Raw genomic sequence first — 24,272 nt, 5'->3', positions numbered from 1 at the left:
CCGGACGGGGACAGGCTGCTTACAGGGCCGGTGCGACGCGCGAGAGGCGGCCGATCCACTCGAAGCCGCGGACAGCGAGGCAGGTGTCGCTCACGATCGCGAACGGCATCGAGTCCGGCGAGGACGTGGTCGGGTAGACGTCCTTGGGCTGCAGGTCACGCACGTACGGCCGCAGCACGTTGTCCCGGTCGCGGCTGATCAGGTAGATGTCCTCCTGGCCGACGGAGCGGGGCTTAAGGCCGGTGTTGGTGCCGATGTAGGTGGCCGGGGTCTGCGCGGGGACGGTCGCGCCGTTCTGCGGCACCAGGGCCGTGCCGGTGTCCACGATCGAGGTGGTCAGGATCGGGGTGATGCCGTCGGCGGCCAGGCCCACGGTGGCGTCTACGGCGCCGAGGAGGGTCTCCTGGCCGGCCGCGGTCGACCGGTACAGCATGTAGTGCTGCGGGGTGGAGGCCTGGAAGCCAGTCGGCGGAGTGAACGCCAGCGTCGCCGTCGAGGTGGCGGTGGTGGTGGTGACGGTCACCTCGGCAGACGCGGCGGCCTCTCCCTGGCGGGACATGACCGGCGCCAGCTTGTAGTAGTAGGTGGCGGCCGGGAGGGTGCCGCCGGTGGTGGCCGGGGTGCCGGTGACGGTGCCCATGCTGGTGCCCTTGGTTCCCAGGTAGGAGGACCGGACGATGGGGATGTTGCGGTAGCTCGGGACGACGAGACCGGGGGTGACCTCGACGTCCATGAACCGCTGCTGGTTGGTGAACAGCGAGGCGAGCGCGCCTTCGGCGGTGCTGGACATGACGAGCATCCAGTCCGCGCCGCCGGTGGTGACCTGCGCGGCGGTGTACGACTCGACGAGGTCGATCAGCTGGTTGAGCAGCGACAGGGAGATGTTGCCACCGGCGGCGTCGATGCTGTTCTGCCCGGCGCTGCCGGTGGCCGTGTACTGGTTGATCAGCGACGCGAGGCCGTCGAACTGCGGGTACGGGCCGAACTGGGTGGCGCCCGCGTTACCGGCGACCAGCATCTGCTCGGTGTCCCAGCGCAGGCCCTTGATGCCGCCCATGATTTCTCGGGCTCGCAGATCACCGATGGCGTTGGCGACCTCCTCGGCGTAGCCGGTGACCGCACCGACAACCTGCAAGTTCTTGACGGTGAACGCGCTCTGGTTGTACGTGCCGGTAGACACCTGTCGGGCACCACCGTCGGTGGTGGCGCCACCACTTGCGAGGCCGTTGCGGGTGTTGAAGTAGTACGTGGTGGTGTTGATCTTCTGGCTGGGCAGCGCCTCGATCAGCGGCGAGTAGCGCCTGATGCGCTCGAAGAGGTTCGGGTCGATGACCTTCTGGACGAGCGCGGATGCGCCAGCCGCGGTCAGTGCCTCGCGGAGCTCGGCAGACATGGGGGTGCCTCCAGGGCGGGGAGATGGGCATGAAGAAACCCCCGGCGCGGCGCGCTGCGGGGGTGGGGACCATTCCTGCCGTGGCCGGCACCACCCTGCTGCGGGTGGCGGTCAGAAAGCTGAGGGGTGTGAGTCAGTCGTCCAGCGAGTAGCGGCCGTTGGAGACCCAGGAGAGGAGTGCCTCGTTGGTGTTGCGGCGGATTTCCTCGGGGCCCGGCTCGCCAACGGCCGGGCCGCCGGGCGTCTCGGTGCGCAGGCCCTTGCGGGCGGGTCCGCTCTGGCGGACCTCGTTGCGCAGCGACTCGACGAGCTGCTCGCGCTCGGCGGCGAGGCGCTCGGCGACGATGCGGGCGATGCGCTGCTCGTCGGTCTCCTCGACCGGTTCGGCGGCCGGCGCGGGCGGGGCCGTCTCGGTGGTGGCGGCGGCCGGCGCGGTGCGGTCAAGGAGCTGCTGGAACTGCTCCTGGGTGAGGGTGATCATCGGCGGGGTGCTGGCCGTCTCGACGGCCGGGGTGGGCTCGCTCACGGCGGGCACCTCCTGAGGTGTGGTGGTCTCCCCGGCCGAAGTCGGCGGGGCGGTCTCGGCGAGGGGCGGGGCAGGCGCGGCTTCCATCCGGTTGTCGTCCGGGCGCCGGGACTCCATGTCGCCGTCGCTGTCGGCGTTCGGGGCGCCGGGTACGTCGATGTCGGCGTCCATGTCCGGGTCGAGGCACTGCAGGGCGCTCACCGCGGCGTCCATTGCGGCTGCGGCGATGACCCGCAGCTCGGCCGGGTCGATTCCGTAGCAGCGGAGGGTGACGCTGATCGGGCCGTTGTGGGCGTCGATGCAGAACCCGCCGTCGGCCCCTGCTTGCTCGTCTCCGTAGAACTCGGTGACGTCACCGAAGCTGGTGGTCTCGGACACGTTCACTCCGAACTTCTTCAGGGCCGCCTTGATGCGCGAGCGGATCCGCTTGAGCTGCTGGGGCGTGTAGTCGGCCGCATTCGACGCCTCGTTGATGTAGGACCAGGCGGCACGGGCGTGCCGGGCAGTGTCGATCGGGTACCGCTTGACGCTGCCCCGGTAGCCGGGGTCGGCGTACTGCACGGGCCCGTACGGGGCCTTGACCTTGGCGGCGGTGGCCTCGGTGACCGACTCGTACACCAGGCGGCCAGGCTCGGCGGTCTCTGCCGGGGCCGCACCGGGCTCGATTCGGGCGGCCAACACCCCGGGGGTCTTGGTGAAGTCGAGGCCGAACAGGTCGAGGTCGTCGGCGGTTTCGACCGTGCGGCCCTCGTGCTGTTCGCGGCGGACCGGTCCGCGCCAGGCGCCGCGGATGCTGACGCCGTCGAGATACGGCTGGTCGCCGGTCACGAGGGCGGCGATGTCCCGGCCGTGCGCGGTGTCGGCGATCTCGGCCTCGAACGCCACCGAGCCGTCGTCGCGCTGCGACAGGAAGGTGACGCGGCCGACGATGCGGGTGGAGTCGTCCTCCGCACCGTGGTGGGTCAGCATGGTGTGCGGCTCGCCGCGCGCAATCGCCGCGTTGGCCCGCTCAACGGCCCGGCCGAGCACCTCGGCGGTGTACAGGCGGCCGTTGCGGGACACCCCGGGCGCGATCGCCGTGCCGCGGATTGTGGCGATGGCTGCCACCGTCACCTCCCAATCACGGAGAAGTCGACGCCAGCGAACGACGGGGTGGTGCCCGAGACGGCCCAGCGGAAGCGGCCGACGCCGGTCAGCACGTAGCCGGTGCCGGACGCGGGCCCGAAGTTGCCGAAGGTGAAGTTGGGGCCGGATGTGAGCGCGACACCGACGGTGGCGATCTGGTACCAGTGGCCGTTGGCGTCCTGCACGTCGATGTAGCAGGTCAACGAGGGGCTGGTGCCGGAGGCTCCCGCGACGAACACGGAGGCGAGGCCGGAGCTGATCGCGGTGAAGTCCAGCGGGCCCGAGTCGCCGGAGGCCGTGATGGTCTGGCCGGTCGCGGTGTAGACCGTGAGCGGGTCCCTGGGGCCGGCGTTGATAAGCGGGCCGTGGGCCATGGGGAACCTCCGGTCAGATGCGGGCGGGCTGGAGAGTGCAGCGGCAGCGCGGGTGCAGCGGCGGCTGGGGGGCAGAGCCTGCGGTGTACGGGCTGTGGTCCTCGGCGTTGGAGCAGGTGGCGCACACGCGTCCGTCCCCGGCGGTCACGTAGTCGACGTGCCGGACACCCCGGGTCAGATACGTGTCGGCCAGGCCAACTGTGAACGCAGCAGCCGCCACCGTGACGGCGGCCAGGGACCAGGCCGAGCCGGTGTTGAGGTCGGCGTCGGCCTGGTCCTGCATCGCCTGCTCGTCGTCCCCCTGCTCTGCCGCGGTCAGGAGGTTGCTGGCGATGGTCTGTGCGGTGCCGCGCAGGGCGGCGGCGGTGATGGTGTAGGCGGTGGCCAGGTCTGCGTCCTGGTCGCCGTCGTCGTCTTCGTCGTCGGGGAGGTCGGTGTCGCCGGTGTCGTCGAGGACGGCATCGGCGGCGGTACGGCCTGCGGCGCGGGCCCGGCGCAGGACACTGGTGATGGCCCCGATCAGGCCGGCCCACCCGGGCAGGCGGGTCAGCCCGGTGAGCCGGGCCAGGACTGCGGCGGCGGTGACCTGCCGGAGGTGCCGGCGCCGTTCCTGGTCCGCGGTCTCGGTAGGGCCGACTTGGTCTCGCAGGACGGCGATGACGTCCGCCAGATCGAGCCCGGCGGCGACCGCCCGCCACGCGGCCACGACCTGCTCGGCCGCGTCGGCTTCCAGCTGGTCGCGGCGCCGGTAGACCGCTGCCCATGTCCCGGTCAGCTCGCCGAGCACCAGGGTGGGTGCCCGGTCGGCCATCAGAACACCTGCTTGCGGATCAATGGCCACGCTCCGGCGGCCGTGAGTGCCCCGTTCGGTGCCTGGTGTGGTCCGGTGCGGGGCGGCTCGGGTTGGTTGCTGGTGGGCCCGGGTGGGTCAGGCGGCTGCGAGGGCTCGGCGGAGGCGGGAGGCGAAGTCATTGGGGTCCTCCTCGTCGGTCGTGTCCTCGTAGTGCCGCCAGTCGTACAGGGACTCGCGCGGGCTGCCGGGCGGTGCGGGCGGCTGCCCAGGTGCCGGGGGCTGGCCGCTGGCCATCGCCGCGGCGTGCGCGGCGAGTTCCGGCGGGACCGGCTGCGGCTCCGGTTCGGGCTTCATGTCGATGCCGTCGATCAGAGCACCGGCCTGCAGACCGGGGGCTGCAGCCTTCGCGATGACGGCCTTCGACATGATCGCGATGTCCCGCCAGAGCACGAGGTTCTGACGGTCGATCAGGACCGCATCGTCGCCACCCTCGACCGGCGGCTCGCCAATATCGGCTCGGCCGCGGTTGAGGAGCCACAAGCCGTTGCGGATCCGCAGGTCACGGATCTGTTCGATCGTCAGGCTGTCGCGCATGTCGACCTCGCGCAGCTTCAACGTCCAGCCGTCGATACCGAAGCCCTGCTTGGTCAGGTGGAAGTTCAACTTCTCCAAGATCAGGCTGGCCACGGGGGCGCAGGTGTTCATCATGAACGTCTTACGCTGGGAGTCGCCGGTTCCACCGCCGAGATTGCCAGACTCGATGACGCCGACCTGGGCCGGCGGGACGCCGTACTCGGAGAGGATCTCGTCGCGGGCTTGGTTCTTCGTGGCGTGCAGGTCTGGGACGCGGGAGGGCTGCAGCTCGGTGACCTTGCCGCCGCCGATGGTGGTGACGGGCTCGCCCTTGTTCTTGGGCCCGAGGTTCCGGACCCGGAACTGGCTCAGCCAGCGCTTGATCGCGTTCTCGGACATCGACTCGGGGAAGTCGACGTGCAACGTAGGCGGGTCGCCCTTGCGCATCGTCTCCTTGAGCAGCCCGGACGCGTACAGCCACGTTGTGATCGGCAGCAGGGCCTTCTCGGTCGGCGATGTGCCGTGCAGTCCGGACCGGGGGGTGTCCATGGTGATGTGGATGATCTCGTGCGGCTCGAAGTAGGCCTTCTGGCCGTCGTCGGTGATCTGCACGAACTGGGTGACCTGCCCGTGCGGGTCGGAGATGATCCGCATGGACGCTGCGTCGAGGCTGTACAGGGCGATCGGCTCACCGAGGAACCACACGACCTCGATGTACGCGTCGGCGGCGACTTCGAGGTCCGTGACGGCACCACGCAGCAGCTGCTGCATGTCCTCGTACGGGTTGCAGTAGTCGATCAGCTGCTGCAGGCGCTGAACGTTGGAGGGCCGGGCCGGGGCCTTCTTGTCGCCCTCCAGGTCGTCGCTGGCCCAGTCGATGTACAGACCGCCGGCGGTGACGGTGCGGGCGATGGCGTCCACGCAAGCCGAGGCCCAGGTACACGTGTTGTACACCTGGTAGAGCTGCTGGAGGAGTTCACGGCGGTCTCCGCCGAGGTCTCCGCCGCCTTGGTTGTTCTCGGTGGTGCCGCCGCGGGGGATGCCGTACTCGTAGCCGCGGCGTGCGACCTGCTGCGGCGTGGGCCCGGAGGAAGCCGTCGTGGGGGCGGTGGCCTCCTCGACGGGGTCGGTGCGGCGGGTCAGGCGGGACCAGAAGCCCACGGAGACCTCCTCACCGCCCCACGCTCGGGCACGTCGTCGTCGCGGTCAGGATCGTCGGGGGCGGACGCGACCGCGTACCGGCCAGCAAACGGGGCCTTGAGGTCTTGCTCGATGGCTGGCGGCGCGTTGTCGTCCAGTAGCGGAAAGCGTGGTCCGCCGCCGAGGTTGATCAGCAAATAGCGAAGGGTGTCCGGGGCGTGGTCCTCGGCTTTGGTGTCCGCGTCCTCGGGGTCACCAATCTGCGCGTGCGGCAGGGCCGGCAGGGTGCGGATCAGCTCCGCACAGGTGGTGAAGACGTGCACTTTTGGGCAGGTCTCCCAGCCGAGCGCACGATGGTGCGCGCACGCCGGGGCCTCGCCGAGGTAGGAGTGCACGCGCTGCCAGCCCGGTACACGGCCGCCCTTGCCCGCCGGCGTGAGGGACACGCCGTTCTCGGCGTAGACAGACGCAATCGGCCGGGCGTCGCCACGCGTGGCCCACATGGCATCGTCTGCGTACCGGAGTCCGACCTGCTCGCCGGACTCAGCTGCGAGGATCTGCCGGGCCTGCTCGGCCTCTCCGACTTGCGTTTTATAGATCTCGCGGTAGACCCAGACGCGGCCGTCCTCGTCGACCGCGGCCCACAGCACGCACCAAGGAGCGGAGAAGCCCCAGTCGATGCCGTTGTAGCGCCGCCAGTCGGCCGGGAGCGTGATCGGCTCCAGGGTGTGCCGCTCGCGCCGCCACTCGGGGAACATCATCCCGGCGAACTGGTCCCAGTCGCCGTCGCGCATCGCGGCGCGGCGTTGCGGGTCTGGGATCGAGTTCAGCCGGCGGTGGTAGCTGCCGTCGAGGTGCGGGTTGTCGGTGGCCTTGGCCTGGACGAACCGGACGGTGAGGCCCTGGTCGTCGCTGACGATGTTGGCGCCGTGGGCGGTGCCGTCAATGTAGCGCTGTTTGACCTGGGCGTGGGAAGGGCCGCCGGGGTTGCAGGTGGAACGGGTGCCGATGACCGGCACCTTGCCGCCCGACCGGAGCCGCTCGAACTTGAGGATGTCGACCACGCCGGGGGGCATGAGCGTGGTCTCGTCGACAAGGAGGAGTTGGTACTCGCCGCCCTGCCGGCGGGAGGCGTCGGCGAGGTTCTCCATGTACCGGAACCGGAACAAGCTGCCGTTCGGGAAGCGGAGCTCCCGTTCGGTGCCGTTCCAGCGAGCCCCGAGATCGCCGGCGTAGCCGAACTTCGCGAGCACCGGGAACACGGACTCGGCTAGTTCGTCGTAGGTGCGGCGGATCAGCAGGACCCGGATCCCGGGGTGGCGGACGCAGGCCCGCAGGCCCTCCATGACGATCGCGACGGACTTGCCGCCGCCGGCCGCCCCGCCGTAGAGCACGTCGTCCTCGGTTGCGCCGTGGAACTCGGCCTGCTGCTGGTGGGGCTGGTAGCCGAGGATGCCGAACACGTCGACCTGTGCGAGGCGTTCGGCTTCCAGGCGCTGCTTCTCGGCGACCAGCTCACGGAGTTTCGTCAGCTTCGCCAGCTTGTGTTCGAGCAGCGTCGACCTGGGCTGTGAGGGCCGCGATGCTGGCGTCGATGACATCGAGGCTCAGCACCCCCTCGGTGCGGGTCGGCGCGTCCAACCCGAGGAGCTTGGCGCGGCGGTCCATGAGGCGTAGAGCGGTGTCGATGGCCCGGGTGTCGCCGTCGAGAACCTTCGGCCAGAGGGCGTCCTGCATGGCGTCGAGGCGGTCGAGTTCGAGCTGCCGGTACTCCTCCAGTGGCAGGGCAAGGTCGGTGACCGCCTTCTGCAGGGCCCTGGAGACGTCCTTGCAGGCCCCGCCCTTGGAGTCGTAGCCGAGTGCGTCGGCGATCTCCTGCCAGGACTTGCCCTCGATGCGGAGCCGGACGGCGGCGCGACGGCGTTCGACCACGGGGACCTGGTGGGCGGCGCGGTGGTTGGCGGGTGGTCGGCGGGGAGCCACCGGTCACCTCCCCTCGGTCAGGCCTTCGCGATGTCGGCGGCCTCGGTGGCCATGGCCTTGGTCTCCTGGGCGACGTCCTCGCCGATGGACGCGGCGTCGGCCTTGACCTCGGCGACGAGCGGGCCAGCGGTCACGGCGAGGTGGTGGGCGTCGGCGCCGACCTCGGTGGTGAGGTCGCCCGCGTCACCGTGCAGGCGCTCCCAGAGGGCGTGGGCCTCGTCGGCGAGGTGGTGCCCCTCCTCGCGGAGCTTGGTGGCAAGGGCATGGAGGTCGTCGGCGAGCGACATGTGTGTTTCCTTCGGTTGAGGGCGGGGCGGGTCAGAGGCTGCGGTTGGCTATGCGGCCCAGAGCACGGCGCATGATGTCGAGAACGTCCTTCTCCGTCAGGGAGCCTTGGACGTTGACCGTGACGGTCTGGGGCGGTTCGCGGTGCCGGGCGGCGAGGTCGACGAGTTCGCAGACGGGACAGTGGTCGACGCCCACGTGGAGGGCGAGGAGGTGGCCGCAGCCGTCGGGGCCGCTGCAGGCGCCCCAAACGATGCCGTCTGTGGCCGGCTGGTGGCGGCAGTAGTCGCTCATGAGCGCTCCAAGAGGGCTGGGTCAGGCGGCGGCTTGTCCGACGCGCCAGCCGGGGCGTCGGCCGCCGCGTGCGGGCCGGTCGGCACCGTTGAGCCAGCAGTGGCGCTCGGCCTTGGCAACGGTGGGCAGGTGGTAGAGGTGCGGACCGCCGGGGATGGGGAGCGCCTCGATCAGACCGAGGTGGACCCACCGCTTGATGGTGACTTCGTCGACTCCGAACGCCGCTGCGGTGCCGGCCCGGTCGGCGATGTCGTCCGGGTTGAGGCTGGCCAGCGGGGGGTTCGGGTAGCGGGCCACGGCACCTCCCCGGGCAGCACGAAGGCCCCGCGACAGTGGTCTGCGGGGCCTTCGGGGCGTTTCTGGGCAGGGGATACCTGCTGCAGCCGAGGTTACGACGGGAAGCGATCACTCCGCAAGCGGCGAACTAGGCGGCATCGCCAGGGGTGAAGGTGATGGTGTAGTCGTTGCCGGGGAAGCCCCAGCGCTCCATGTCGTTGCCGACGATGTCCTCGAGGACGACATCGGCAAGGAAGAGCTCGCTCATGTGGCCAGCCGTCAACTGGTCTGATCCCCAGAGCGCCTCGATTCGGTCCCAGTTGCCGCCGAACCCGATGCCGACACGGAACGGGTTGCGTCCGTTGAGGCCCCGCTCAACAAGACGCTCGGCCTGCACCAGGCCGTCAACCTGGAAGACCCCTGTGCGGGCAGCGGTGGGGAATGCTGTTTTGGCTTCGGGAAGCTGGTGGAGGCAGTTGAGGAGAGCCTCGCCGACGCTGGCGCCAGTTCCGGTGAGCTGTTCGCGGTTCACAGCAGGATCCTCCCGCAGGAGCGCCCGCCTCGTCATTCGAACAAGGCGGGCGCGTTGGTGTCAGCTCTCGGGTTGCGGCTGCGGTTCGGGCGCCGGGGTGAGCCAGACGCTGATGCCGCCGCCGCGCTCGTCAACGCGCGGTTCGGGCTGCTCGGGCTGCTGGCCAGATCCGTTGCTGAACACCATGATGGCGGTCTCCTCTGCTCGTTGGTGGGTGGTGGAGGCCCGGGGCGGCCGGCTGGGCTGGCAGGCGTGGCGGCCGCCCCGGGGCGGTTAGCCGTCGGTGCTGACCCGGGAGCCTGCCACGGTGCCGCCGGGCTCCCACGCAAGGGCCTCGGCCTCGACGATGGAGCGCAGCTGCGGGGCGGTGAGTCCGGCCTGGCGGTCGCCGTCGCCGTAGTAGGTCACCATGTCGCCATCGGGCCTGAGGATGTTCACCATGGCGCGGTAGTACTGGGTCGGTTCGGTCATCGGGGTCTCCTCTGCTTCAGCGGTCGGCGGGGTGGCAGGCGTGGCGGGCGCCCCGGGGCGCGGTCAGTTGGTCGGCTGGAGGTTGGACAGGCGGTCGATCTCGCGGCGGGTCGCGCGGATCTTGTCGTAGATGCGGCCGCGCTCGTCCGCGTCGGAGGCGTACTCGACGAGGCGGTGCTGGAGCTGGGTGAGCCGGGCTTCGGCGGCGGCGAGCTGCTGGTCGATGTTCACGGTGTCGTTTCCTCTCGGGTCAGCTGTCAGTGGGCGTGGGTGGGGCAGCGGCGGACGCTGGCCGCGCCGTAGCCGGCGGTCGAGGTGACGGTGCACCAGCAGGACTCGCAGATAGCCCCGGGGACGGGCAGCGTCTCGGTGCCGTGCGCGATGCGCGCGGGCTGACCGCAGCAGGTGAGGCTGTCGTACCCGGCCCGGGTCAGGGCGGTGTCGGCGTCCAGGGCGTGGATGGCGGTCATGATCAGGCCTCCTCGCGCTGGCGGCGCATCTCGGCGCGGATGTCGTCGTGGGTGGCGCCGAGTTCGAGGGCTCGGCTCATGGCGCGGAGGCCGATGTGCGGGTCGGTGAGGGCGAGGGGTCCGCCGTGGGCGAGGATCTCGCGGGCGGCCTCGGCGATGGCCTGTTCCTTGGTCATGATGCGTTCTCCCATTCGATGATCGATCGGTTCGGTTCGGCCGGGTGGGCCTTGATCCAGAACCCCTCTCGGGCGGCCGCTTCCGAGCGTTGTTGCTGTTGTTGTTGCTGGTCAGGCCCGGCAACAACGCCCGAGAGGGGGGCCCGAGAGGGGTCGGGGAGTGGGGGCACGTCGCGGAGGTAGATGCCCTTGGAGGGCCCGCGGCCGGGCACCCGGCAGTCGGTGGTGGGGATGTCCAGCTCTGCGAGGAGGGCCCGGACGGAGGCGGTGTCCGCGCCCTCGCCGGTCCACTCCTGGGCGATCTGGGCGAGGTGGATCCGGTCGTCCTTGCCGGGTTTGGTGCCGGGCATCAGGCGGTGGAGCAGGCGGAGGAACTCGGCGTGCTCGTCGGCTTCCTCGGGATCGCCAGTCGCTTCGGTCGCTTCCGCCGGACTGTCTTGCTCTGGAGCGTCCCCCTTGGCCGGCTCAGCAGGCGTGTCGGTGTTGCCCAGGACGAGAGCGGCCAGCACCCACAGCGTCACTGCCCCAGCCACGAGGGCGGCGCGGTGTCCGTGGAGCATCGGCCACACGACGACGGACGCGACGACCGCGCATCCGGCGGCGACGAGCAGGGGGCTGGTGGGCCGCTCCCGTCCGAGGTCCTCCAGCGCTTTGGCCCGCTCCTCGGGGTCCTTGACCTCCAAGACTTTGGCTCGGCGCTCCTTCCATGCCGTCAGGGCCTCGGCGTGCTCGGTCTTGGCATTGGCGTGGCGGGCTTTGAGCGGGGCCAGCATGCGTCGGTTTCCCCGGCCGAAGGCGGCAAGCGAGATCCCGTCGAGGAAGGGATGAACGGGCCGCTCCCCCTTGAGCTCCTCCAGGGCCTTGGCCCGCTTCTCGGGGTCCTTAATCTCCCGGGCGGTAGCGAGGCGTTCCCGCCACGCGGCCAGGGCGTCGGTGTGCTGGGTACGGGCGTCTTCGATATAGCGCTTCATCAGCTCACCACGGTGTGGACGAGGGAGGTGACGACGCCGACGGGAATCGCCCACACGCCGGCGGCGGAACTGAGGACGCCAGGGGCGGCGATCCCGCAGATCAAGTCCTTGACGAACGAGGGCTTGAACCAGAAGGCAACGCCGACCAGGAACGCGGCGACGGCGGCCGGGCCGACGGTGCCGAACGTCTCGGACTGCTTGGTGAGCGTGTCGGAGAACTGGGTGCCGACCAGGCTGATCTTCTGGAGGGCGGTGCCCGCGCTGGCTGCGACGATCCCGATGACCGCCCCCCAGTAGAAGACGTGGTGGCCCTTGACGGGCTGGAACTTGCCGCCGCCGCGCTTGTGGGCGATGAGGGCGAGCACGACGACGATGAGGACGCCGCCGGCTCCGAAAGTGCCGAGCATGGTGGATCTCCTCAGTGGTGGGTGGAGAGGATGGTGATCAGGGGGGCGAGGCCGAGGACGCCGACCATGGCGGAGGCGACGGGGATGCGGGCGATGATTAGGACGGTCAGGGCGCCGGCGCCGCGGACCTCGGAGACTCGGACGGGGGCCCGCCGGTCGTCGCGGCGGGGGTTGAGGCCGCGCAGCCGCAGGTCGACCCACCAGGTGCCGATCAGGGCGCCGAGGCCGACGGGCAGGGGCAGGTGGGCGGCGAGCTGGATCGCGCCGACGTTGTAGCCGGCGATGGCGGAGGCGGCGGTGAGCACGCACCAGCGGCGGAAACGCTGGGTGCGCTCTGGCTGGCTTTGGCGCCACAGGATGGAGGCGTGGCGTTCCTCGGATCGCTGTTCGCGCTGGTGCCGGGCGTCGCGTTCCTCGTCGGTCTCGCCCTGGTCGCGGTACCGGTTCTCGTGGCGGCGGCGGGCGTTCTCGGCCTGCTCCTCCGGGGTCTGACTGATCAGGCCGTGAAGGTTGTGCTGGACCCGGCGCCCCCAGTGCTCGGACGCCTGCCCGGCCGAGTCGGCGTTCTCGTCGTCGGCCGGCGGCTCGTCGGTGTCGGGCTGGTCCTGGACGGCGTCGGCCGGAACGCTCTTGCCGAGGTCGACGCGCGGCGGGACGGGGACGGACTCGGCGGACGCGCGGGGGCTCCACGGGCCGCTCTTGCGCCACCATTCGGGGGCTTCGGGCTCAATGGTGCCGACGGTGGGTGGATGGGCCGGTGGCGGGGGCGGGGGGGTCATGGTCAGCGTCCCTTTCGGGGGGCGAGGCCGCCGCGGCGGAGCCAGTTGGCGGTGTTGGCGTCGGCGCGCTCGATGTCCCGTGCGCGGCGGGCGCGTTCGCGGGGCGTTCGTCCGGCGGGGGTGGTGCTGGCGGTCTGGCCGCCGGTGAGCTTGGACCAGAGGCCCATGGTCATCTCCTGGTGTGGAGGGCGAGCTTGGGGGGCGTTGAGGGCGTGGGCCGGCGGGGCGGCGGGGATCGCGCGCGCGGGGGTGTCCTTCAGGCGTAGCCGCCGTTGCCGTGGCGGCGCTCGTACTCGGCGCGCTGCTGCTCGGCGTGCGTGGCCGTCTCGGCGGCCTTCCTCTTGGCCTTGGACAGGCGGTGCCGGATGTAGGCGGTGTCGGTGGCGACGCCCTGCTGCGCGAGTGCGGTGGCGATGGATTCGGCGGGGGTGTCGAGGCCGCCGAGGTGGTGGGCCATGGTGGTGATGGCGTCGGCCTTGGAGAGGCCGGTGACCTGCGGCGCATTCGGTGCCGCATTCGGTGCCGCATTCGGGCGCATCTGGGCGTCGATGGCGGGCGCCGGGGCGGTCGTGGGCTGGGGGATGCGATCGAGGGTGACGGTGGGGACGGCGGCGCGTTCCAGCAGCAGGGCGACCTGGCCCGGGGTGACGGTGACCTGGTAGGTGGCGAGGATCTCGGCGATCTCGTCGTCGGTGGCGTCCGGCTTGGCAGCGGCGACACGTTGGACGGCGGCAGCAGGGCCGATCTCGGCGAACTCGGCGGCGATGTCGTCCTCGATCGTCCGGGCGGGGAGGGCGGATGCGGGCGGATGCGGCACGGATGCGCCGCTGGTCACGTGGGCGACGGCGCGCTCACGGACGGCTGTGCCGGCCTCCGCGTGGGCAAGGAGCCAGCCCCAGAGCCCGAACGACGGCAGACGGAATGCGCTCTCGCCGCGGGCTGCTCGGGCGGCTGCCCGGTCGGCGTTCCAGGCGAGGGCGGAGACGACGAGCAGGCCGACGGCCGGGGAGGCGTACAGCACCTCTGCCGGTCGGCCGCCGTGGGTGATGTCGGCGTGGACCAGGTTGAGGTACACGGAGACGGTGGCCATGCCGAGGGTGGCGAGGATGCTGGGGGCGGCGGAACGGCCGGCGCGGATGGCGTCGGAGGCGGACCTGAGGCAGAGGTAGGCGACGCCGTCGAAAACGAGGCCGGCCGCGAGGGCCAGCCCCCAGGGGACGCCGTAGTGGCGGGCGACGACGTAGAGGGACCAGCCGGCCGTGAGCGCGGCGGCTGTGCGGACGAGTCCCATGGCGGCGTACCGGCCGATGTTGGCGGCGGTGCGACGTGCCCAGTCGGGCGGGGTGGTGGTCATGGTGGTGTGCTCCGGGGAAGCGGGGCGGGTGGTTGGCGGGGTTCGGCGGCCGGGGTGGTCACGGCCGCCGGACTGGCTTGCACTGTCAGGCCGAGGTGGTCCAGCGGTTGACCCAGGCGGTGTGGAGTGCGTTCCGGTAGGCGCGGTCGGCGTCCGGGCAGTCCTTCCAGCCGTGACAGGCCGGGCATTCCGTGGGCGGGTGGGCCTGGTCGGCGGCGGCCTGGATGGCGGCGGTGGCGGCGTTCATCGCCTGGCGGGCCTGGTATCGCTGCTCGCTGGTGGGGACGGTGTGGCCGTGGGCGGCGAGGAGACGGTCCTCAGCGGCATCGATCTGGCGCAGCCGCCACTCCAGGTCGGCGGCACCGTGGCGCTGCCAGGTGGGCAGACAGGCGGTGATGTGGTCGATGAGCCTGAGGTCGGCGGTGACCTCGGCGGTCTGCTCGAAGGGGGCGTCGGGGTCGAGCGTGCGGAGGCTGGCGCGGACGGCGGCCGGGTCGATCGGGGCGAGGGTGACGAGGGTGCCCGTGACGGTGGCGACGAGGGCGAGGTTGGGGGTTATGGCGGGCGCCTTCCTGGCGGTGGTGCGTGTGCGAGTGGTCGAGGTGGCCGTGACGTCGGTCTAGGCGGCCTCCGCGTAGAGGCGTTCGGCGGCGGGGCGGGTGGCCTTGTAGGACCAGAGGCCGGCCGTGAGCGCGGGCGCGTCGGGGGCGTAGACGTACACGGCGATCCAGCGGGCGGTGGTGCGGTGCTGGACCCAGGCCTTGTGGGCGTCGTGGCCGGTGGTGGCGCGGTGGGCTTTGGCGACGTGGCGGCCGTACCAGGACTGCTGTCCGTCGGGGAGCTGGATGCCGAGGTGCTGGAGGTGGTCGCCGGTGCGGATGATCTCGCCGCGGTCGAGGGCGGCCTGGTAGCGGCCGTTGAGGGTGGCGTACTGGGTGGCCCGGTTGGTGTCACGGGCCTGGGCGGTGTTGCGGGTGCGGATCTTGGCGGTGGTGCGCATCGGGTTCCTCCCCCTCGCGGTGTACGTACACCCTAGCCCTAGGTGTACGTACACCGCAACCCCCTAGTCTGGCTCTATGCCCACCGTCCGGGTACCGTGGCACCCATGCCAAACGTCCCGAAGACCCAGCACCGGTCAGTCCGCATCAGTGACGACGACTGGCGCGACCTGCTGACCGCGGCCAAGTCGCAGGGCAGCGACCGTGGGACGGTCATCAAGGAGTTCGTCGCTTGGTACCTGCGGCGCCCAGGGGCCAAGCTTCCGACCCGGCCGGCCGCGATCGAGCCGCCGGTCGTCGAGCCGCCTTCGGCCTGACGCATCACCACGCATCACGGCCCCACCCGGCGTATCGGGTGGGGCCGTTGTCATGCCGTTGACCTGCGGCGCATCAGCCACGCATCACCGGCGCATCAGCCGGTTGGCCCGGCGTTCGTTGGCAGGTTAGGCCGCGGCAAGCTCGGCCAGCGTCTGCTCGACACGGGCGGCGTACTCCTCCGCGGTGAGGATCAGGCCGCAGCTGCCGCACTCCCGTTTGGTGTCGGGCCTGACGGTGGCGGTCATCAGGTCGCATCCGGGGCAGACGATGAGGCGTCGGGCGGTGGGCGCTATCGGGAAGCCGGTGGCGCGGTTGAGGTGGCCGTGGAGCTGGCCGATCTCGTCGGCCATGTCGCGGGCGTACGGGCGGGTGGCAGCCCAGTCGAGGTGGAACAGCAGCAGCTTCACGGCGACGGAGACGGTGCGCTCCCAGTGGTGGCCGGCGGGGCGGCTCCAGGCGGTCCAGTCGTTGGCGGTCTGCCTGTCCTCGAGGACGGTCCGGGCCCAGCCAGCGAGGAGGTCGAGGCCGGGGGTGTCGTCTTGGTCGCCGTACTCGTCGTGGACGGTGGCGGTGGCGGTGGGGCCGATCAGGGAGAGGGTGCCCGGGTTGCAGGGGAGGGGTGCGGTGCGGGTGGCGCCGGAGACGCGGGCCCCACGCCGGCCGGAGCCAGGGGCGAGGGCGAGATGGGCCAGGGTGATCAGCTCGGGAAGATGGCCGAGCTGGGTACGGAGGCGGTCAACGAGCGGGGCGGGAAGCATCCGGTCTCCTGGTGCGCTGTGCAGGTGGGTGGGGAGTGGGGTGAGCGGGGTCTGGCCAGGCCACGAGCAGGAGGTGACTACGGGCTCACTGCGGCTCCTCCCAGCCGTAGCCCTCGGCGAGCAGTCGAACGGTCAAGCACGGGTAGGCGTTTGGGTCCTCCCTGACGTCGCCGCCGCAGGTTGCGCACACCCAGACGGGGCGCGCCTTCATGCGGGGTCCGATCGCCAGCCTCTGCTTCAGCGGGTGCTCGTCGAGCAGGTGCCGGTCGGCCGCCACCCGACGCAGCACCGCCGCCGGATCGTGACGCGCGATGTGCTGTGCCTGGTCGCCTGTCGGAGATCCCTCGTCGTAGATCACCGGTCCGTCGTTGCCCTCGACGATCCAGCCGTCGTCCGGGTTGTGGGTCCACACCGGACCGTCCGCGACGGCGGCGGCCTGCGCGATCTGCTCCAAGCGGTTCAACTCCGACCGCAGCCAGTCCACCAGCTTGGCGGTCATCAGGAGCTCACCCGGATCGTCGTCTTTGGGTGCTCGGCACATGCCGCGCGGAGCCGCTTCAGGTAGTCGAGCGCGCCCTCGTAGCGGCCCCATCCGTTCGCCGGGTTCATCTCGCGATACTCGGCCGGTGCGGCCTGCATGGCGCTAATCGCCGTGTCGAGCAGCGCCACCGCATGGCCGGCGTTCTGCCCGTCCAGCTCGCGCAGTGGCTCCCCGAGGGCCCGGGTCCACATCGGGGAGACGTTCGACGTGTAGTTCCCGACCTCGACGACCGTGGTCAGGCAGTCGGAGCCGGTGTCGATCTCCAGGTAGATGTCGTAGCTCACTCGTTGTTCTCCTTCTCCCTACGCGGGCCGGTAGTCGGCGAGGTCGGTGATCACGTCCACGATGTGGCGGGGCGGCGGGAGGGGTTCCCAGTCGTCGGGGTCGAGGTCGAGCAGGGCCTCGGTCTCCCAGCCGTCCCACGCGTCGTCGGGGCAGGTCACGGCGCGGTCTTCGGATGCGGCCGAAGGTGAACCTCGCCGGGCGGCACGGTGTTGTCTGCGATGGCTGGGAAGCCCGTGAAGTCGCCGATCTGCCCGGGGTGTACGCCGAGTCGCGAAGGTGGCGTGCTGGTCAGGTGCTTGTGGAGCCGAACAAGGGTGGCGGGTTCCGCAGCGATTTCCTCGACGGGCTGGGTCCGAACGACGGTGTAGCCAGCGTTGGTGAGGGCCGCGCTGATCTTGACTTCCCGCTTGGCGGCCTCGGTCCGCGCCTGGGCTGTGATGGTGGCGTACAGGGTGGCGAGTTGAGGGAGCGGCGCCGCGGGCGGCTGGGGCGGGATCTCCCCGGCCTGGCGGAGCTGCGGTGGCGTGATGCTGGTGGCCGTGTTGGTGGTGGCTCCGTCGAGGGCGGCGTCGATCTGGTCGGCGACGACCGACCCGAGCAGGCCGCGAGTGGCGCGCACGTCCGCAAGGGCGGCCTGGACGACGGCGATGCGGGCCTCGGTGTGGTCGGCGCGGGCGGCCTGTCGGCGGGCTTCGACGATGGTGGACTGCCAGCGGCGGTGGGTGGCCCAGCCGCCGTCGCGCGGGAACAGCGACAGGCTGCGGATGGCCGCGTATTTCTGCTCGGTGGTGTGGCCGTCCCACTGGGCGCGCGGGTCGTCGGCCGACACGTGTTCGACGTGGGCGTACAGGTCGGTGTCGCGGGGGTGGATGTGCCAGGAGAGTTGGTGGCGGTCGGCGGTGATGTACAGGATCTGCCAGCCGTCCTCGTCGATGTCGGTGGCGGGGGTGATGACGGCGGGGTAGATGGTGGCGAGCCAGGCGGTGAGGTGGGCGCGTTCGCGGTAGGCCCCGTCGGGCTGATCTTTGACGGCCAGGATCTGCTCGGACAGTTCGGCGACGCGTCGGCGGAGCTTGCCGAGTTCGTCTTCGGCGGCGCGGAGTTGCTGGACGAGCTGCTGCTGGTAGGCGCTGGTCATGCGGCTCTCCGGGGCTGGTCAAGGATGGCGTGTAGCTGTTGGACGAGGGCCCGGGCCGCGGTGAGGCGGTCGGCTCCGCTGGCGAGACCGAGTTGGCCGGTGCGGTAGGCGAGGACGACGGCGTGGGTGGTGGTGCGGGCGCGGAGTTTGGTGCGGGCGGCGGCGGTTCGGTCGAGGACGGCGGATCGGGTGATGCCGAGGCGGTGGGCGATCTGGTGGCTGGTGTAGCCGTCGGCGGTGAGCGCGAGCGCCTCGATCTCGGCTGCGGTGAGCGGGACGCCGGGGCGGGCAGTGAGGGTCACGGCTGGGGCTCCTCGCGGTCGGCGGGCTCGCCGTCGGCCGGCTGGACGCCGCGGACGGCGTGGAACTCGGTAGTGTTGCCGTAGCGGGCCCAGAGGATGGCGGGCCGGGTTCCGGTGGCGGGGGTAACGCCGATGTCGTCGGGCAGGTCGGGCATGGGGATCCTCCGGGTGGTGGCGCGGCAGGCCTCGACGTAGTCGGCGCAGATCCGCTGGAACCAGCAGAGGCTGACGATGGCGGCGGGCCCGCAGGTGGCAAGGACGGTCCAGGCGATCACTGCGGCTCCTCAGAACTGGCCTGCGGGTCGTCGGCGACGACGATGCGGATGGGCCATCCGAGCTGGCGGAACGCCTGCTGCAGTTGGCTGATGGTGGCCTGCTCGATGGTGTGGACGATGCGGTCGACGGCGGGGTCGGTGGGTGCTGTCATGCGCGTCTCCAGGGGTGGAGGGCGAGGAGGACGGTCCCGAGGCCGGCGCCGAGGAGGGCGCCGGCCAGAACCAGCCACGGGGACACGGTCACGCGGCGGGGCCGGGCGCGGCATTGCCCGCGAACAGCTCGGCGGCACGGGCTTCCGGGCAGCTCCGCTCCGTCTCGAACCATGCGTGCTCTTCGCAGTGGCCGTGTTGGTCGTAGCGGCACGGGTCGGGGTCGATCTCGCGGAGGTCGTTGACCAGCTCCAATAGGGCAACGACGTGAGGGATGGGCATCGGGGCCCATTCGATGCGGGTGTGGCCGCCGTGGCCGTGGATGGCGATGGCGTCGTCGATGCTGGCCCACTGGACGGTGGAGGGTCGGTTGCCGGTCCAGCGGATGGTGGCGGTGCCGTCGGGCCACCGGACGCCGTGGGCGACGGTGCCGGTGCCGGAGATGCCGGTGACGTCGTGGTCGCGCTGGAGTCGGAAGAGGCGGGGCTGGTCGGTCACGGCGGTCTCCAGGGTCGGTGGGTGGGGCCTGCCGCCGGGTGACGGCAGGCCGGGGGTGCGTTAGAGGGTGGTGACGTCGATGCAGATGCCGGGCAGGTCGGCGACCCAGTCGAAGTTGTCGAGGGTGAGTCCGAAGGGCTTGGCGGCGTCGAGGATGGCGTCGAGGAGGCGCCGGGCGTCGTCGCGCTGCTGATCAGTGATGGGGGTGCCGTGGCGGGTGACGCGGTTGATGCGGTCGGTGGTGGTGTGAGTCATGGCGGCCTCAGTTGGCGGGGCAGCAGGCGGCCCAGTGCCACATCAGGCACGGGTTCTTCTGGCCGTGGTCGGGGCAGTCGGGGTCGATGCGGTCCCAGCCGACGCCGCCGCAGGGGTGCTTGTGGCAGGTGCAGGTCTGGTAGGTGGGGGTGCCGTGCTTGACGCCGTGGGAGGCGGTGATGATGGCGGCGGTGATGGCCTGCTCATCGGCGTTGGCGGGCAGGCCGAGGGCGGCGGTGAGGATGCCGGCGGTGACCTGGTCGGGTTCGGCGTTGTCGGTGGCGACGTGCTGCAGCTGCTCGTTGCTGCCGTCCGGCCGGAGGGACGCGTGCACCCATCCCCTGGCGGGTGCCCAGGCGACGAGCAGGCCGTGCTCGTGGACGTCGGTGTTGACGAGCGGGTGCTCGGCAGGCCAGGTGAGGACGGCGGAGGGGATGGTGTCGCCGGTCTCGTCGTACTTGTCGTGCTGGTGAAGGTCGAGGAGGGCGGGGCGGAGGCCGGCGGAGGTGAGGCGGTCCTCGACGGCGGTGAGGTAGGTCTCGGCCTGCTCGGTGGTGATGTCGGTCATCGGGTCCTCGGGTTGGGTTGGGGCCGCCCGCGGTGGCGGGCGGCGGTCGGGCAATGCCGGGGTTAGCTCAGGGCGGCGACGACTCGTTCACCAATCCACTGCGCGACGTTGGACGACACCGCGTTGCCCGCCTGCATCGTCTGCTCGCCCTTGTTGCCGTGGACGATGTAGTCCTTCGGGAATCGCTGAGCGAGGAGCTGCTCCCTCGGCTGAACCATCCGGAAGTAGCAGTCCTCCGCCGATGGTGCGGGCTCCCTGGCGGTCTCCGTGGCGGCGTTCCGGTACGGGATCACCAGGCCGTGATGGTTGCCGCCAGCCGTCACGGTGGCCAGGGGGCGCTCGATGCTCTCTGCGGTCGCGTTGCGGCGGTACTCGACGATGAACGGCGACGACACCAGGGCCTCGAAGCCCTTCGGGTTCGCCATCCGCGTGCGCATCGGCTCACCCGTGCTGGTCGGCTCCGTGTTCCACGTGCCACCGGACGGCACCAGCAGACCCTCGCCGATCTTCACGGTGCGGGACGGCAGCGGCGACTGATCGGCGGGGAACGGCCGGCCGTCATGCCCGGAGTGGTTGACCGTCAGCACCGTGCGGGTTTCCGGGAACTTCGCCAGCCCTGCGTGGATCCGATCCATCGTCGACTTCGCCAACGGCCGGTCCCGGTCCCCGATCCGTTTCCCGGTGTGGCTCCAGTCGATGATGTCCGCCGCCGGGCGGACGTACGGCTCCACCAGAGCGTGACGGCACGAGGTGTTCGGGCACCGATAGTCGTACTGCTGCTTGTACTTCCCGACCTGCCGACCGTTCCGCCAGGACTGCATCGCGTGCACGTCCTCGCCGCACTCCGGACACCACGCCAGCGGCCGCGGCTTCAAGTCCGGCAGAGGGATCCCGTGCCGCGTGAACACGATGTAGATCCGGTCCCGCCACTGCGGCGCATGGACGTTCCCCGGGCCTCCTATGTGCGCCGAAGACGCCGACACGACCTGCGAGTTGTAGCCGAGCATCTCCATGCCCTTGCGCCACCAGTCGAACAGCTCCCAGTCGACGGCGAACTCGACGACGTTCTCGCACAGCACGGCCTTGTATCGGTGGACCTCGGTGGCGCGGATGACGTCGTATGCGGTCGCCCTGGTGCGCTCCCACGCCGCGTCCGGGACGGAGCCGTATTCGAGGAGGGACATCTGGCCCTTGGTGCGCTTGCGGCCACCGGCGGGGCTGATCTCGGTGCAGATCGGCGACGCCCACAGGATGTCGGTGGTGGGCAGACGGCGCATGTCGTAGTTGTTGACGTCGGCGCAGATGTGGTCCGCAGCCGGGTGGTTGGCGGCGTGGGTTTCGATGGCGCGCTGCCAGTGGTTGGCGGCGAGGCGGAGTTCCATGCCGGCGGCAACGAGGCCGTTGCTGCTACCGCCGGCGCCGCAGAAGATGTCTGTGAAGGTAAGCGTCATGGTGGCGGTTCCTCAGCTGGCCGTGGCGCGGGCGGTCGGCGGGCACTGGGCCTTGTGACCGGCGACGAGCCGGATGTACTCGCGCTCGGTGGTGGCGGTGACGGTGACGAAGCAGCGGCCGCACGTGAATTCGGCGCGGTCCCAGCCCTGCTGGCTGGCGGGCGGCGGGGTGTCGGTCACCGGGCACCGCCGGCGGCCTCGATGTCCTCGGGGGCCATCCACGCGGACAGGCGGTCGACGGAGTCGTCGAGCATCACGCCGTAGCCGGCGGCCACGGACGGGTTGCGGTGTGACGGGTGGATGTGGTCGATGGTGCCGAGGGCGCCGGCCGGGATGTCGGGCTGCTCGGGGGCCCAGTCGGCGGAGGTGAGGTTGATGAGGGTGCGGACGCGGTCGCCGATGGCGAACTGGCGGTCGGTCATGATGGTCTCCGTGGTGGGTGTGTGTGGCGGCCGGTGGGTGCCGGCCGCCGGGTGGTCAGGTCATGCAGTAGCCGGAGGTGCAGGCCCCTTCGGCTTCGTCGAATACGAGCGGCAGCGGGTCGACGCCGTCCGGGATGGCTTCGCGCAGCGGCTGGTTGTAGGCCGTCAGCCAGACGTGGTCCTTGCCCAGCTCGTCGCGGCGCCGGTTCAGGAGGTCTTCGAGCTGGCAGGACTTCTCGAAGAGCTCGGGTTCGGTGCGGCGCATCTCGTGCCAGGTCTCGGGCCGGTGGAACGGGCAGAAGAAGCAGCTGCTCTTGGGCGGCACCGGGAGGCCAGCACCCCGGATGATGCGCGGGATGTCGGAGCGGCGGATGCCGAGGTCGAGCAGCGGGTACTCGATGCGTTCGTGCGGCTCGTGGCGGCGGTTGTTGGCGCGGTGGATCTCGTCGACGCTGATGCCGATGCCGACCGTGGCGGGGTTGTCTTCGGTGGCGCCGCGGCGCTTGAGTTCCTTGCCGATGACCTTGATCTTGAAGTCGGCGGTGCAGGAGCGGGTGCCGGGGGCGCCGTTGCTCATGCGGATCGGGATCGGCAGGGACCTGGATCCTTCCCTCGTGAGCCGTCCCCACAGGGTCTCGGTGGACCCGTCGCGGCGGATGCGGTCGAGGACGGTCAGTTCGATGCCGTGGTCGGCGGCGAACGGCTTGGCGTACTCCTCCAGGTAGCGGAGGGTGCCGGGGTGCTCGGAGTCGTCGCCGACGTTGGCGAAGAGGAACACCTGGTAGTCGATGAGACCTTGGGCGGCGAGGACGAGACTGGCCATGGACTGCCAGCCCCCCCCGAAGGAGAAGGTTCGAAGCTGAGTCACGGCGATACTCCCAGGGGTATAAGGCGAGGGGTGCGTGGGGCGTAACGGCCCTTCTGGGGCCCTGTGGGTGTTCGGGTGGCACACGGGGTGCGTGGGACCGTGCGCGGCCGTTGGTGGTCCGGTCCTGGCCGTGCACGGGGCCGCTACGTCTGCGGGTGGTAGGGCCAGCTCGCGTGGGGCCACGCGCCGACGTGGGCGGCGTGCCAGCCGGGGTGCTGGATGATCAGCTCGCACCGGGCCTCGGCGACGGTCGGGTGGGGCGCCTGGCAGCGGGGCATCTGGTTGAGCGTGGCCTGGAGCTGTTCGACGGCCTCGACGGCGCAGTCGCGCCCGTGTTCGGCGAGGTCGAGGTGCTCGTTCGCGGTGCTGGCGCGGGCCTTGGCGGAGTGCCAGGCGGTGCGGAGCCGGGCGGTCTCGGCCTCCAGCTCCCGGACGCGGTCGAGGAGGTCGAGCACGTTGGTGATCGATCCGGCGAAGAACGCGGCGAGGCGGAAGTCCGGCACGGTGGCGACGGTGCTGTCCTCGGGGTCGGTGGGGTCGTAGTGGATGAGCCACTGACCGTTGACCAGGTTCACGTGCCACGGGGGGCCGTAGCCGGCGGCCTGGGGCAGAGACTCCTGGATGGCGTCGAGGTCGAGGGGCGCGGCGGGCTGGGGCTGGCTCATCGGGTGGTCTCCTCGGTGGCGTCCGGGTAGTCGTAGGTGCTGGCGTCGTCGGGGTGCGGGCCGCAGTAGTGGTCGTCGTCGCGGCTGGGCCAGATGTGGATGGTGATCGGGCCGGTGACGTCGGGCCGGCAGGTTCGGGTGTCGTCGGCGAGGTGCTCGGCGAGGCCCTGCAGGGTGCCGGTCCAGGTCTCGGTGCCGTAGCGGACCTGGCGTCCTGCGGTGGTGATGCGGTAGGTGAACTGGCTCATCGGCTGGTCTCCTCGGCGTGCCGGACGGTCCAGGTGCCGTCGGTCTGGCGGGTGATGGTGTCGCCGAAACGGGCGACGGTGCGGGGCTGGCCGCGGTGGGCCCAGATGGTGAGGCCGTCGATCTGGACGCTGAGGTCGTACGGGCCCTCGGGGGTGCGCGGCGCGTAGTGCGGTTTGGCCTGACCGATCAGCTCCAGCAGCTCGACGAGGTTGTCCCGCGTGACGGTCCACTCGGTGATGTCCGGGCTGGCGCACACGGTGCACGGGGTGTGGCCAGCGGTGTCGGTGATCTGGAAGACGGCGCCGCGGTGGTTGAGGCGGGCGCTGTCGAGGGCCGGGCAGTCGGCGACGGAGTGGTACTTGGTGGTGCCTCGGATGGCGAACGCGGTGGTCACGGTGGTCTCCTCAGGCGGCGGTTCGGGTGACGATGGCGTAGTCGGGGAGGCCGTCGCGGACGGTGATGACGGCGATCAGGTCGTCGTCCCAAGCGGCCCGGCTCCACTCCGTGACGTGGTCGAGGGCGATGCCGCGCGCGGCGAGCTGGAGCTGGGCCCAGATCGGCATGGCGGCGATCGGCTGGGCGTTGGGCAGGACGGTGGGCATCGGGTTT

At 71.0% G+C, this 24,272-nt stretch carries 43 protein-coding genes; 1 reads left to right on the top strand and 42 read right to left on the bottom strand.

Annotated features, from left to right (window positions below):
• Positions 1-19: 19 nt before the first annotated feature.
• The 23 genes from ACFQ87_RS14600 to ACFQ87_RS14490 all read right to left on the bottom strand — a co-directional run bounded on the left by ACFQ87_RS14600 (position 20) and on the right by ACFQ87_RS14490 (position 14,922).
• The gene (locus tag ACFQ87_RS14600) at positions 20-1,393 is read right to left on the bottom strand and encodes a phage major capsid protein (RefSeq protein WP_380611083.1); all 1,374 of its coding nucleotides are present in this window, start codon (positions 1,391-1,393) and stop codon (positions 20-22) included.
• Between the two features lie 133 nt (positions 1,394-1,526).
• Positions 1,527-3,026, bottom strand: a complete 1,500-nt coding sequence (locus ACFQ87_RS14595; protein WP_380611082.1) for a DUF6582 domain-containing protein — start codon at positions 3,024-3,026, stop codon at positions 1,527-1,529.
• Between the two features lie 2 nt (positions 3,027-3,028).
• Positions 3,029-3,418, bottom strand: coding sequence for a hypothetical protein (locus tag ACFQ87_RS14590; protein ID WP_380611081.1), 390 nt, complete (start codon positions 3,416-3,418; stop codon positions 3,029-3,031).
• A gap of 13 nt (positions 3,419-3,431) precedes the next feature.
• Complete coding sequence (locus ACFQ87_RS14585) at positions 3,432-4,229, bottom strand: hypothetical protein (protein ID WP_380611080.1); 798 nt, start codon at positions 4,227-4,229, stop codon at positions 3,432-3,434.
• 117 nt (positions 4,230-4,346) lie between these two features.
• Entirely contained in the window at positions 4,347-5,945 is a 1,599-nt protein-coding gene (locus ACFQ87_RS14580) for a phage portal protein (protein ID WP_380611079.1), read from the bottom strand.
• Positions 5,924-7,525, bottom strand: a complete 1,602-nt coding sequence (locus tag ACFQ87_RS14575; protein ID WP_380611078.1) for a phage terminase large subunit — start codon at positions 7,523-7,525, stop codon at positions 5,924-5,926. The genes ACFQ87_RS14580 and ACFQ87_RS14575 overlap by 22 nt, the downstream gene beginning before the upstream one ends.
• Entirely contained in the window at positions 7,440-7,907 is a 468-nt protein-coding gene (locus ACFQ87_RS14570) for a hypothetical protein (RefSeq protein ID WP_380611077.1), read from the bottom strand. The genes ACFQ87_RS14575 and ACFQ87_RS14570 overlap by 86 nt, the downstream gene beginning before the upstream one ends.
• A 17-nt stretch (positions 7,908-7,924) precedes the next feature.
• The gene (locus ACFQ87_RS14565; protein WP_380611076.1) at positions 7,925-8,194 is read right to left on the bottom strand and encodes a hypothetical protein; all 270 of its coding nucleotides are present in this window, start codon (positions 8,192-8,194) and stop codon (positions 7,925-7,927) included.
• Positions 8,195-8,225: 31 nt separating this feature from the next.
• A complete protein-coding gene (locus tag ACFQ87_RS14560) occupies positions 8,226-8,486 on the bottom strand; it encodes a hypothetical protein (RefSeq protein ID WP_380611075.1) in 261 nt (86 codons plus the stop codon).
• Between the two features lie 21 nt (positions 8,487-8,507).
• Positions 8,508-8,783, bottom strand: a complete 276-nt coding sequence (locus ACFQ87_RS14555) for a hypothetical protein (protein WP_380611074.1) — start codon at positions 8,781-8,783, stop codon at positions 8,508-8,510.
• Positions 8,784-8,910: 127 nt separating this feature from the next.
• The gene (locus tag ACFQ87_RS14550) at positions 8,911-9,294 is read right to left on the bottom strand and encodes a hypothetical protein (protein WP_380611073.1); all 384 of its coding nucleotides are present in this window, start codon (positions 9,292-9,294) and stop codon (positions 8,911-8,913) included.
• A 60-nt stretch (positions 9,295-9,354) separates the two neighbouring features.
• Complete coding sequence (locus tag ACFQ87_RS14545) at positions 9,355-9,480, bottom strand: hypothetical protein (RefSeq protein WP_380611072.1); 126 nt, start codon at positions 9,478-9,480, stop codon at positions 9,355-9,357.
• 87 nt (positions 9,481-9,567) lie between these two features.
• Complete coding sequence (locus ACFQ87_RS14540; RefSeq protein ID WP_380611071.1) at positions 9,568-9,765, bottom strand: hypothetical protein; 198 nt, start codon at positions 9,763-9,765, stop codon at positions 9,568-9,570.
• Between the two features lie 63 nt (positions 9,766-9,828).
• On the bottom strand, positions 9,829-9,996 hold the full coding sequence (locus ACFQ87_RS14535) for a hypothetical protein (RefSeq protein ID WP_380611070.1): 168 nt from the start codon (positions 9,994-9,996) through the stop codon (positions 9,829-9,831).
• Positions 9,997-10,022: 26 nt separating this feature from the next.
• Positions 10,023-10,235, bottom strand: a complete 213-nt coding sequence (locus ACFQ87_RS14530) for a hypothetical protein (protein ID WP_380611069.1) — start codon at positions 10,233-10,235, stop codon at positions 10,023-10,025.
• A 2-nt stretch (positions 10,236-10,237) separates the two neighbouring features.
• On the bottom strand, positions 10,238-10,411 hold the full coding sequence (locus ACFQ87_RS14525; RefSeq protein ID WP_380611068.1) for a hypothetical protein: 174 nt from the start codon (positions 10,409-10,411) through the stop codon (positions 10,238-10,240).
• Entirely contained in the window at positions 10,408-11,382 is a 975-nt protein-coding gene (locus tag ACFQ87_RS14520; protein WP_380611067.1) for a hypothetical protein, read from the bottom strand. Before ACFQ87_RS14520 ends, ACFQ87_RS14525 begins: the two co-directional genes overlap by 4 nt.
• Entirely contained in the window at positions 11,382-11,789 is a 408-nt protein-coding gene (locus ACFQ87_RS14515) for a hypothetical protein (protein ID WP_380611066.1), read from the bottom strand. The genes ACFQ87_RS14520 and ACFQ87_RS14515 overlap by 1 nt, the downstream gene beginning before the upstream one ends.
• Before the next feature lie 11 nt (positions 11,790-11,800).
• Positions 11,801-12,568: a hypothetical protein gene (locus ACFQ87_RS14510; protein WP_380611065.1), complete on the bottom strand. Its 768-nt coding sequence runs from the start codon at positions 12,566-12,568 to the stop codon at positions 11,801-11,803.
• A gap of 2 nt (positions 12,569-12,570) precedes the next feature.
• The gene (locus ACFQ87_RS14505; protein WP_380611064.1) at positions 12,571-12,735 is read right to left on the bottom strand and encodes a hypothetical protein; all 165 of its coding nucleotides are present in this window, start codon (positions 12,733-12,735) and stop codon (positions 12,571-12,573) included.
• A gap of 89 nt (positions 12,736-12,824) precedes the next feature.
• On the bottom strand, positions 12,825-13,922 hold the full coding sequence (locus ACFQ87_RS14500; protein WP_380611062.1) for a hypothetical protein: 1,098 nt from the start codon (positions 13,920-13,922) through the stop codon (positions 12,825-12,827).
• 85 nt (positions 13,923-14,007) lie between these two features.
• Entirely contained in the window at positions 14,008-14,169 is a 162-nt protein-coding gene (locus ACFQ87_RS14495; RefSeq protein ID WP_380611060.1) for a hypothetical protein, read from the bottom strand.
• A 372-nt stretch (positions 14,170-14,541) separates the two neighbouring features.
• Positions 14,542-14,922: a hypothetical protein gene (locus tag ACFQ87_RS14490; protein WP_380611059.1), complete on the bottom strand. Its 381-nt coding sequence runs from the start codon at positions 14,920-14,922 to the stop codon at positions 14,542-14,544.
• A 105-nt stretch (positions 14,923-15,027) separates the two neighbouring features.
• Here ACFQ87_RS14490 and ACFQ87_RS14485 point away from each other — a divergent pair, with 105 nt between their 5' ends.
• Positions 15,028-15,237 (top strand): hypothetical protein, encoded by a 210-nt coding sequence (locus ACFQ87_RS14485; protein ID WP_380611058.1) that lies wholly within the window; start codon positions 15,028-15,030, stop codon positions 15,235-15,237.
• A 126-nt stretch (positions 15,238-15,363) separates the two neighbouring features.
• On the opposite strand, the gene ACFQ87_RS14480 is transcribed toward ACFQ87_RS14485, so the two are convergent.
• From ACFQ87_RS14480 to ACFQ87_RS14390, 19 genes are all read right to left on the bottom strand, one after another.
• A complete protein-coding gene (locus ACFQ87_RS14480) occupies positions 15,364-15,996 on the bottom strand; it encodes a hypothetical protein (protein WP_380611057.1) in 633 nt (210 codons plus the stop codon).
• Between the two features lie 85 nt (positions 15,997-16,081).
• On the bottom strand, positions 16,082-16,495 hold the full coding sequence (locus ACFQ87_RS14475; protein WP_380611056.1) for a DUF6221 family protein: 414 nt from the start codon (positions 16,493-16,495) through the stop codon (positions 16,082-16,084).
• Positions 16,495-16,821: a hypothetical protein gene (locus ACFQ87_RS14470; RefSeq protein ID WP_380611055.1), complete on the bottom strand. Its 327-nt coding sequence runs from the start codon at positions 16,819-16,821 to the stop codon at positions 16,495-16,497. Before ACFQ87_RS14470 ends, ACFQ87_RS14475 begins: the two co-directional genes overlap by 1 nt.
• An 18-nt stretch (positions 16,822-16,839) precedes the next feature.
• Positions 16,840-16,980, bottom strand: a complete 141-nt coding sequence (locus tag ACFQ87_RS14465; protein WP_380611054.1) for a hypothetical protein — start codon at positions 16,978-16,980, stop codon at positions 16,840-16,842.
• The gene (locus ACFQ87_RS14460) at positions 16,977-17,960 is read right to left on the bottom strand and encodes a hypothetical protein (protein WP_380611053.1); all 984 of its coding nucleotides are present in this window, start codon (positions 17,958-17,960) and stop codon (positions 16,977-16,979) included. Before ACFQ87_RS14460 ends, ACFQ87_RS14465 begins: the two co-directional genes overlap by 4 nt.
• Positions 17,957-18,262, bottom strand: a complete 306-nt coding sequence (locus ACFQ87_RS14455; RefSeq protein WP_380611052.1) for a LuxR C-terminal-related transcriptional regulator — start codon at positions 18,260-18,262, stop codon at positions 17,957-17,959. Before ACFQ87_RS14455 ends, ACFQ87_RS14460 begins: the two co-directional genes overlap by 4 nt.
• Positions 18,259-18,537, bottom strand: a complete 279-nt coding sequence (locus tag ACFQ87_RS14450; RefSeq protein WP_380611051.1) for a hypothetical protein — start codon at positions 18,535-18,537, stop codon at positions 18,259-18,261. The genes ACFQ87_RS14455 and ACFQ87_RS14450 overlap by 4 nt, the downstream gene beginning before the upstream one ends.
• On the bottom strand, positions 18,534-18,689 hold the full coding sequence (locus ACFQ87_RS14445; RefSeq protein ID WP_380611050.1) for a hypothetical protein: 156 nt from the start codon (positions 18,687-18,689) through the stop codon (positions 18,534-18,536). The genes ACFQ87_RS14450 and ACFQ87_RS14445 overlap by 4 nt, the downstream gene beginning before the upstream one ends.
• Positions 18,690-18,777: 88 nt before the next feature.
• Positions 18,778-19,185 (bottom strand): hypothetical protein, encoded by a 408-nt coding sequence (locus ACFQ87_RS14440; protein ID WP_380611049.1) that lies wholly within the window; start codon positions 19,183-19,185, stop codon positions 18,778-18,780.
• A 60-nt stretch (positions 19,186-19,245) separates the two neighbouring features.
• On the bottom strand, positions 19,246-19,440 hold the full coding sequence (locus ACFQ87_RS14435; protein WP_380611048.1) for a hypothetical protein: 195 nt from the start codon (positions 19,438-19,440) through the stop codon (positions 19,246-19,248).
• A gap of 7 nt (positions 19,441-19,447) precedes the next feature.
• On the bottom strand, positions 19,448-20,008 hold the full coding sequence (locus ACFQ87_RS14430) for a hypothetical protein (RefSeq protein ID WP_380611046.1): 561 nt from the start codon (positions 20,006-20,008) through the stop codon (positions 19,448-19,450).
• Positions 20,009-20,070: 62 nt separating this feature from the next.
• The gene (locus ACFQ87_RS14425) at positions 20,071-21,459 is read right to left on the bottom strand and encodes a DNA cytosine methyltransferase (RefSeq protein WP_380611045.1); all 1,389 of its coding nucleotides are present in this window, start codon (positions 21,457-21,459) and stop codon (positions 20,071-20,073) included.
• 12 nt (positions 21,460-21,471) lie between these two features.
• Positions 21,472-21,639, bottom strand: coding sequence for a hypothetical protein (locus ACFQ87_RS14420; protein ID WP_380611044.1), 168 nt, complete (start codon positions 21,637-21,639; stop codon positions 21,472-21,474).
• On the bottom strand, positions 21,636-21,881 hold the full coding sequence (locus tag ACFQ87_RS14415) for a hypothetical protein (protein ID WP_380611043.1): 246 nt from the start codon (positions 21,879-21,881) through the stop codon (positions 21,636-21,638). The genes ACFQ87_RS14420 and ACFQ87_RS14415 overlap by 4 nt, the downstream gene beginning before the upstream one ends.
• A 55-nt stretch (positions 21,882-21,936) precedes the next feature.
• A complete protein-coding gene (locus ACFQ87_RS14410; RefSeq protein ID WP_380611042.1) occupies positions 21,937-22,749 on the bottom strand; it encodes a phosphoadenosine phosphosulfate reductase in 813 nt (270 codons plus the stop codon).
• 143 nt (positions 22,750-22,892) lie between these two features.
• Positions 22,893-23,414, bottom strand: a complete 522-nt coding sequence (locus ACFQ87_RS14405; RefSeq protein ID WP_380611041.1) for a hypothetical protein — start codon at positions 23,412-23,414, stop codon at positions 22,893-22,895.
• Positions 23,411-23,662, bottom strand: coding sequence for a hypothetical protein (locus ACFQ87_RS14400; RefSeq protein ID WP_380611040.1), 252 nt, complete (start codon positions 23,660-23,662; stop codon positions 23,411-23,413). The genes ACFQ87_RS14405 and ACFQ87_RS14400 overlap by 4 nt, the downstream gene beginning before the upstream one ends.
• The gene (locus ACFQ87_RS14395; RefSeq protein ID WP_380611038.1) at positions 23,659-24,057 is read right to left on the bottom strand and encodes a hypothetical protein; all 399 of its coding nucleotides are present in this window, start codon (positions 24,055-24,057) and stop codon (positions 23,659-23,661) included. The genes ACFQ87_RS14400 and ACFQ87_RS14395 overlap by 4 nt, the downstream gene beginning before the upstream one ends.
• A 10-nt stretch (positions 24,058-24,067) precedes the next feature.
• A complete protein-coding gene (locus ACFQ87_RS14390; RefSeq protein ID WP_380611037.1) occupies positions 24,068-24,265 on the bottom strand; it encodes a hypothetical protein in 198 nt (65 codons plus the stop codon).
• Positions 24,266-24,272: the final 7 nt, after the last annotated feature.

Origin of the sequence: Kitasatospora sp. NPDC056531, assembly GCF_042794375.1 — a bacterium.
In the GTDB taxonomy this organism is placed as follows: Bacteria; Actinomycetota; Actinomycetes; order Streptomycetales; family Streptomycetaceae; genus Kitasatospora.
Note: the sequence above shows the minus strand (reverse complement) of the source record. Positions and strands in the feature narration are given on the sequence as shown.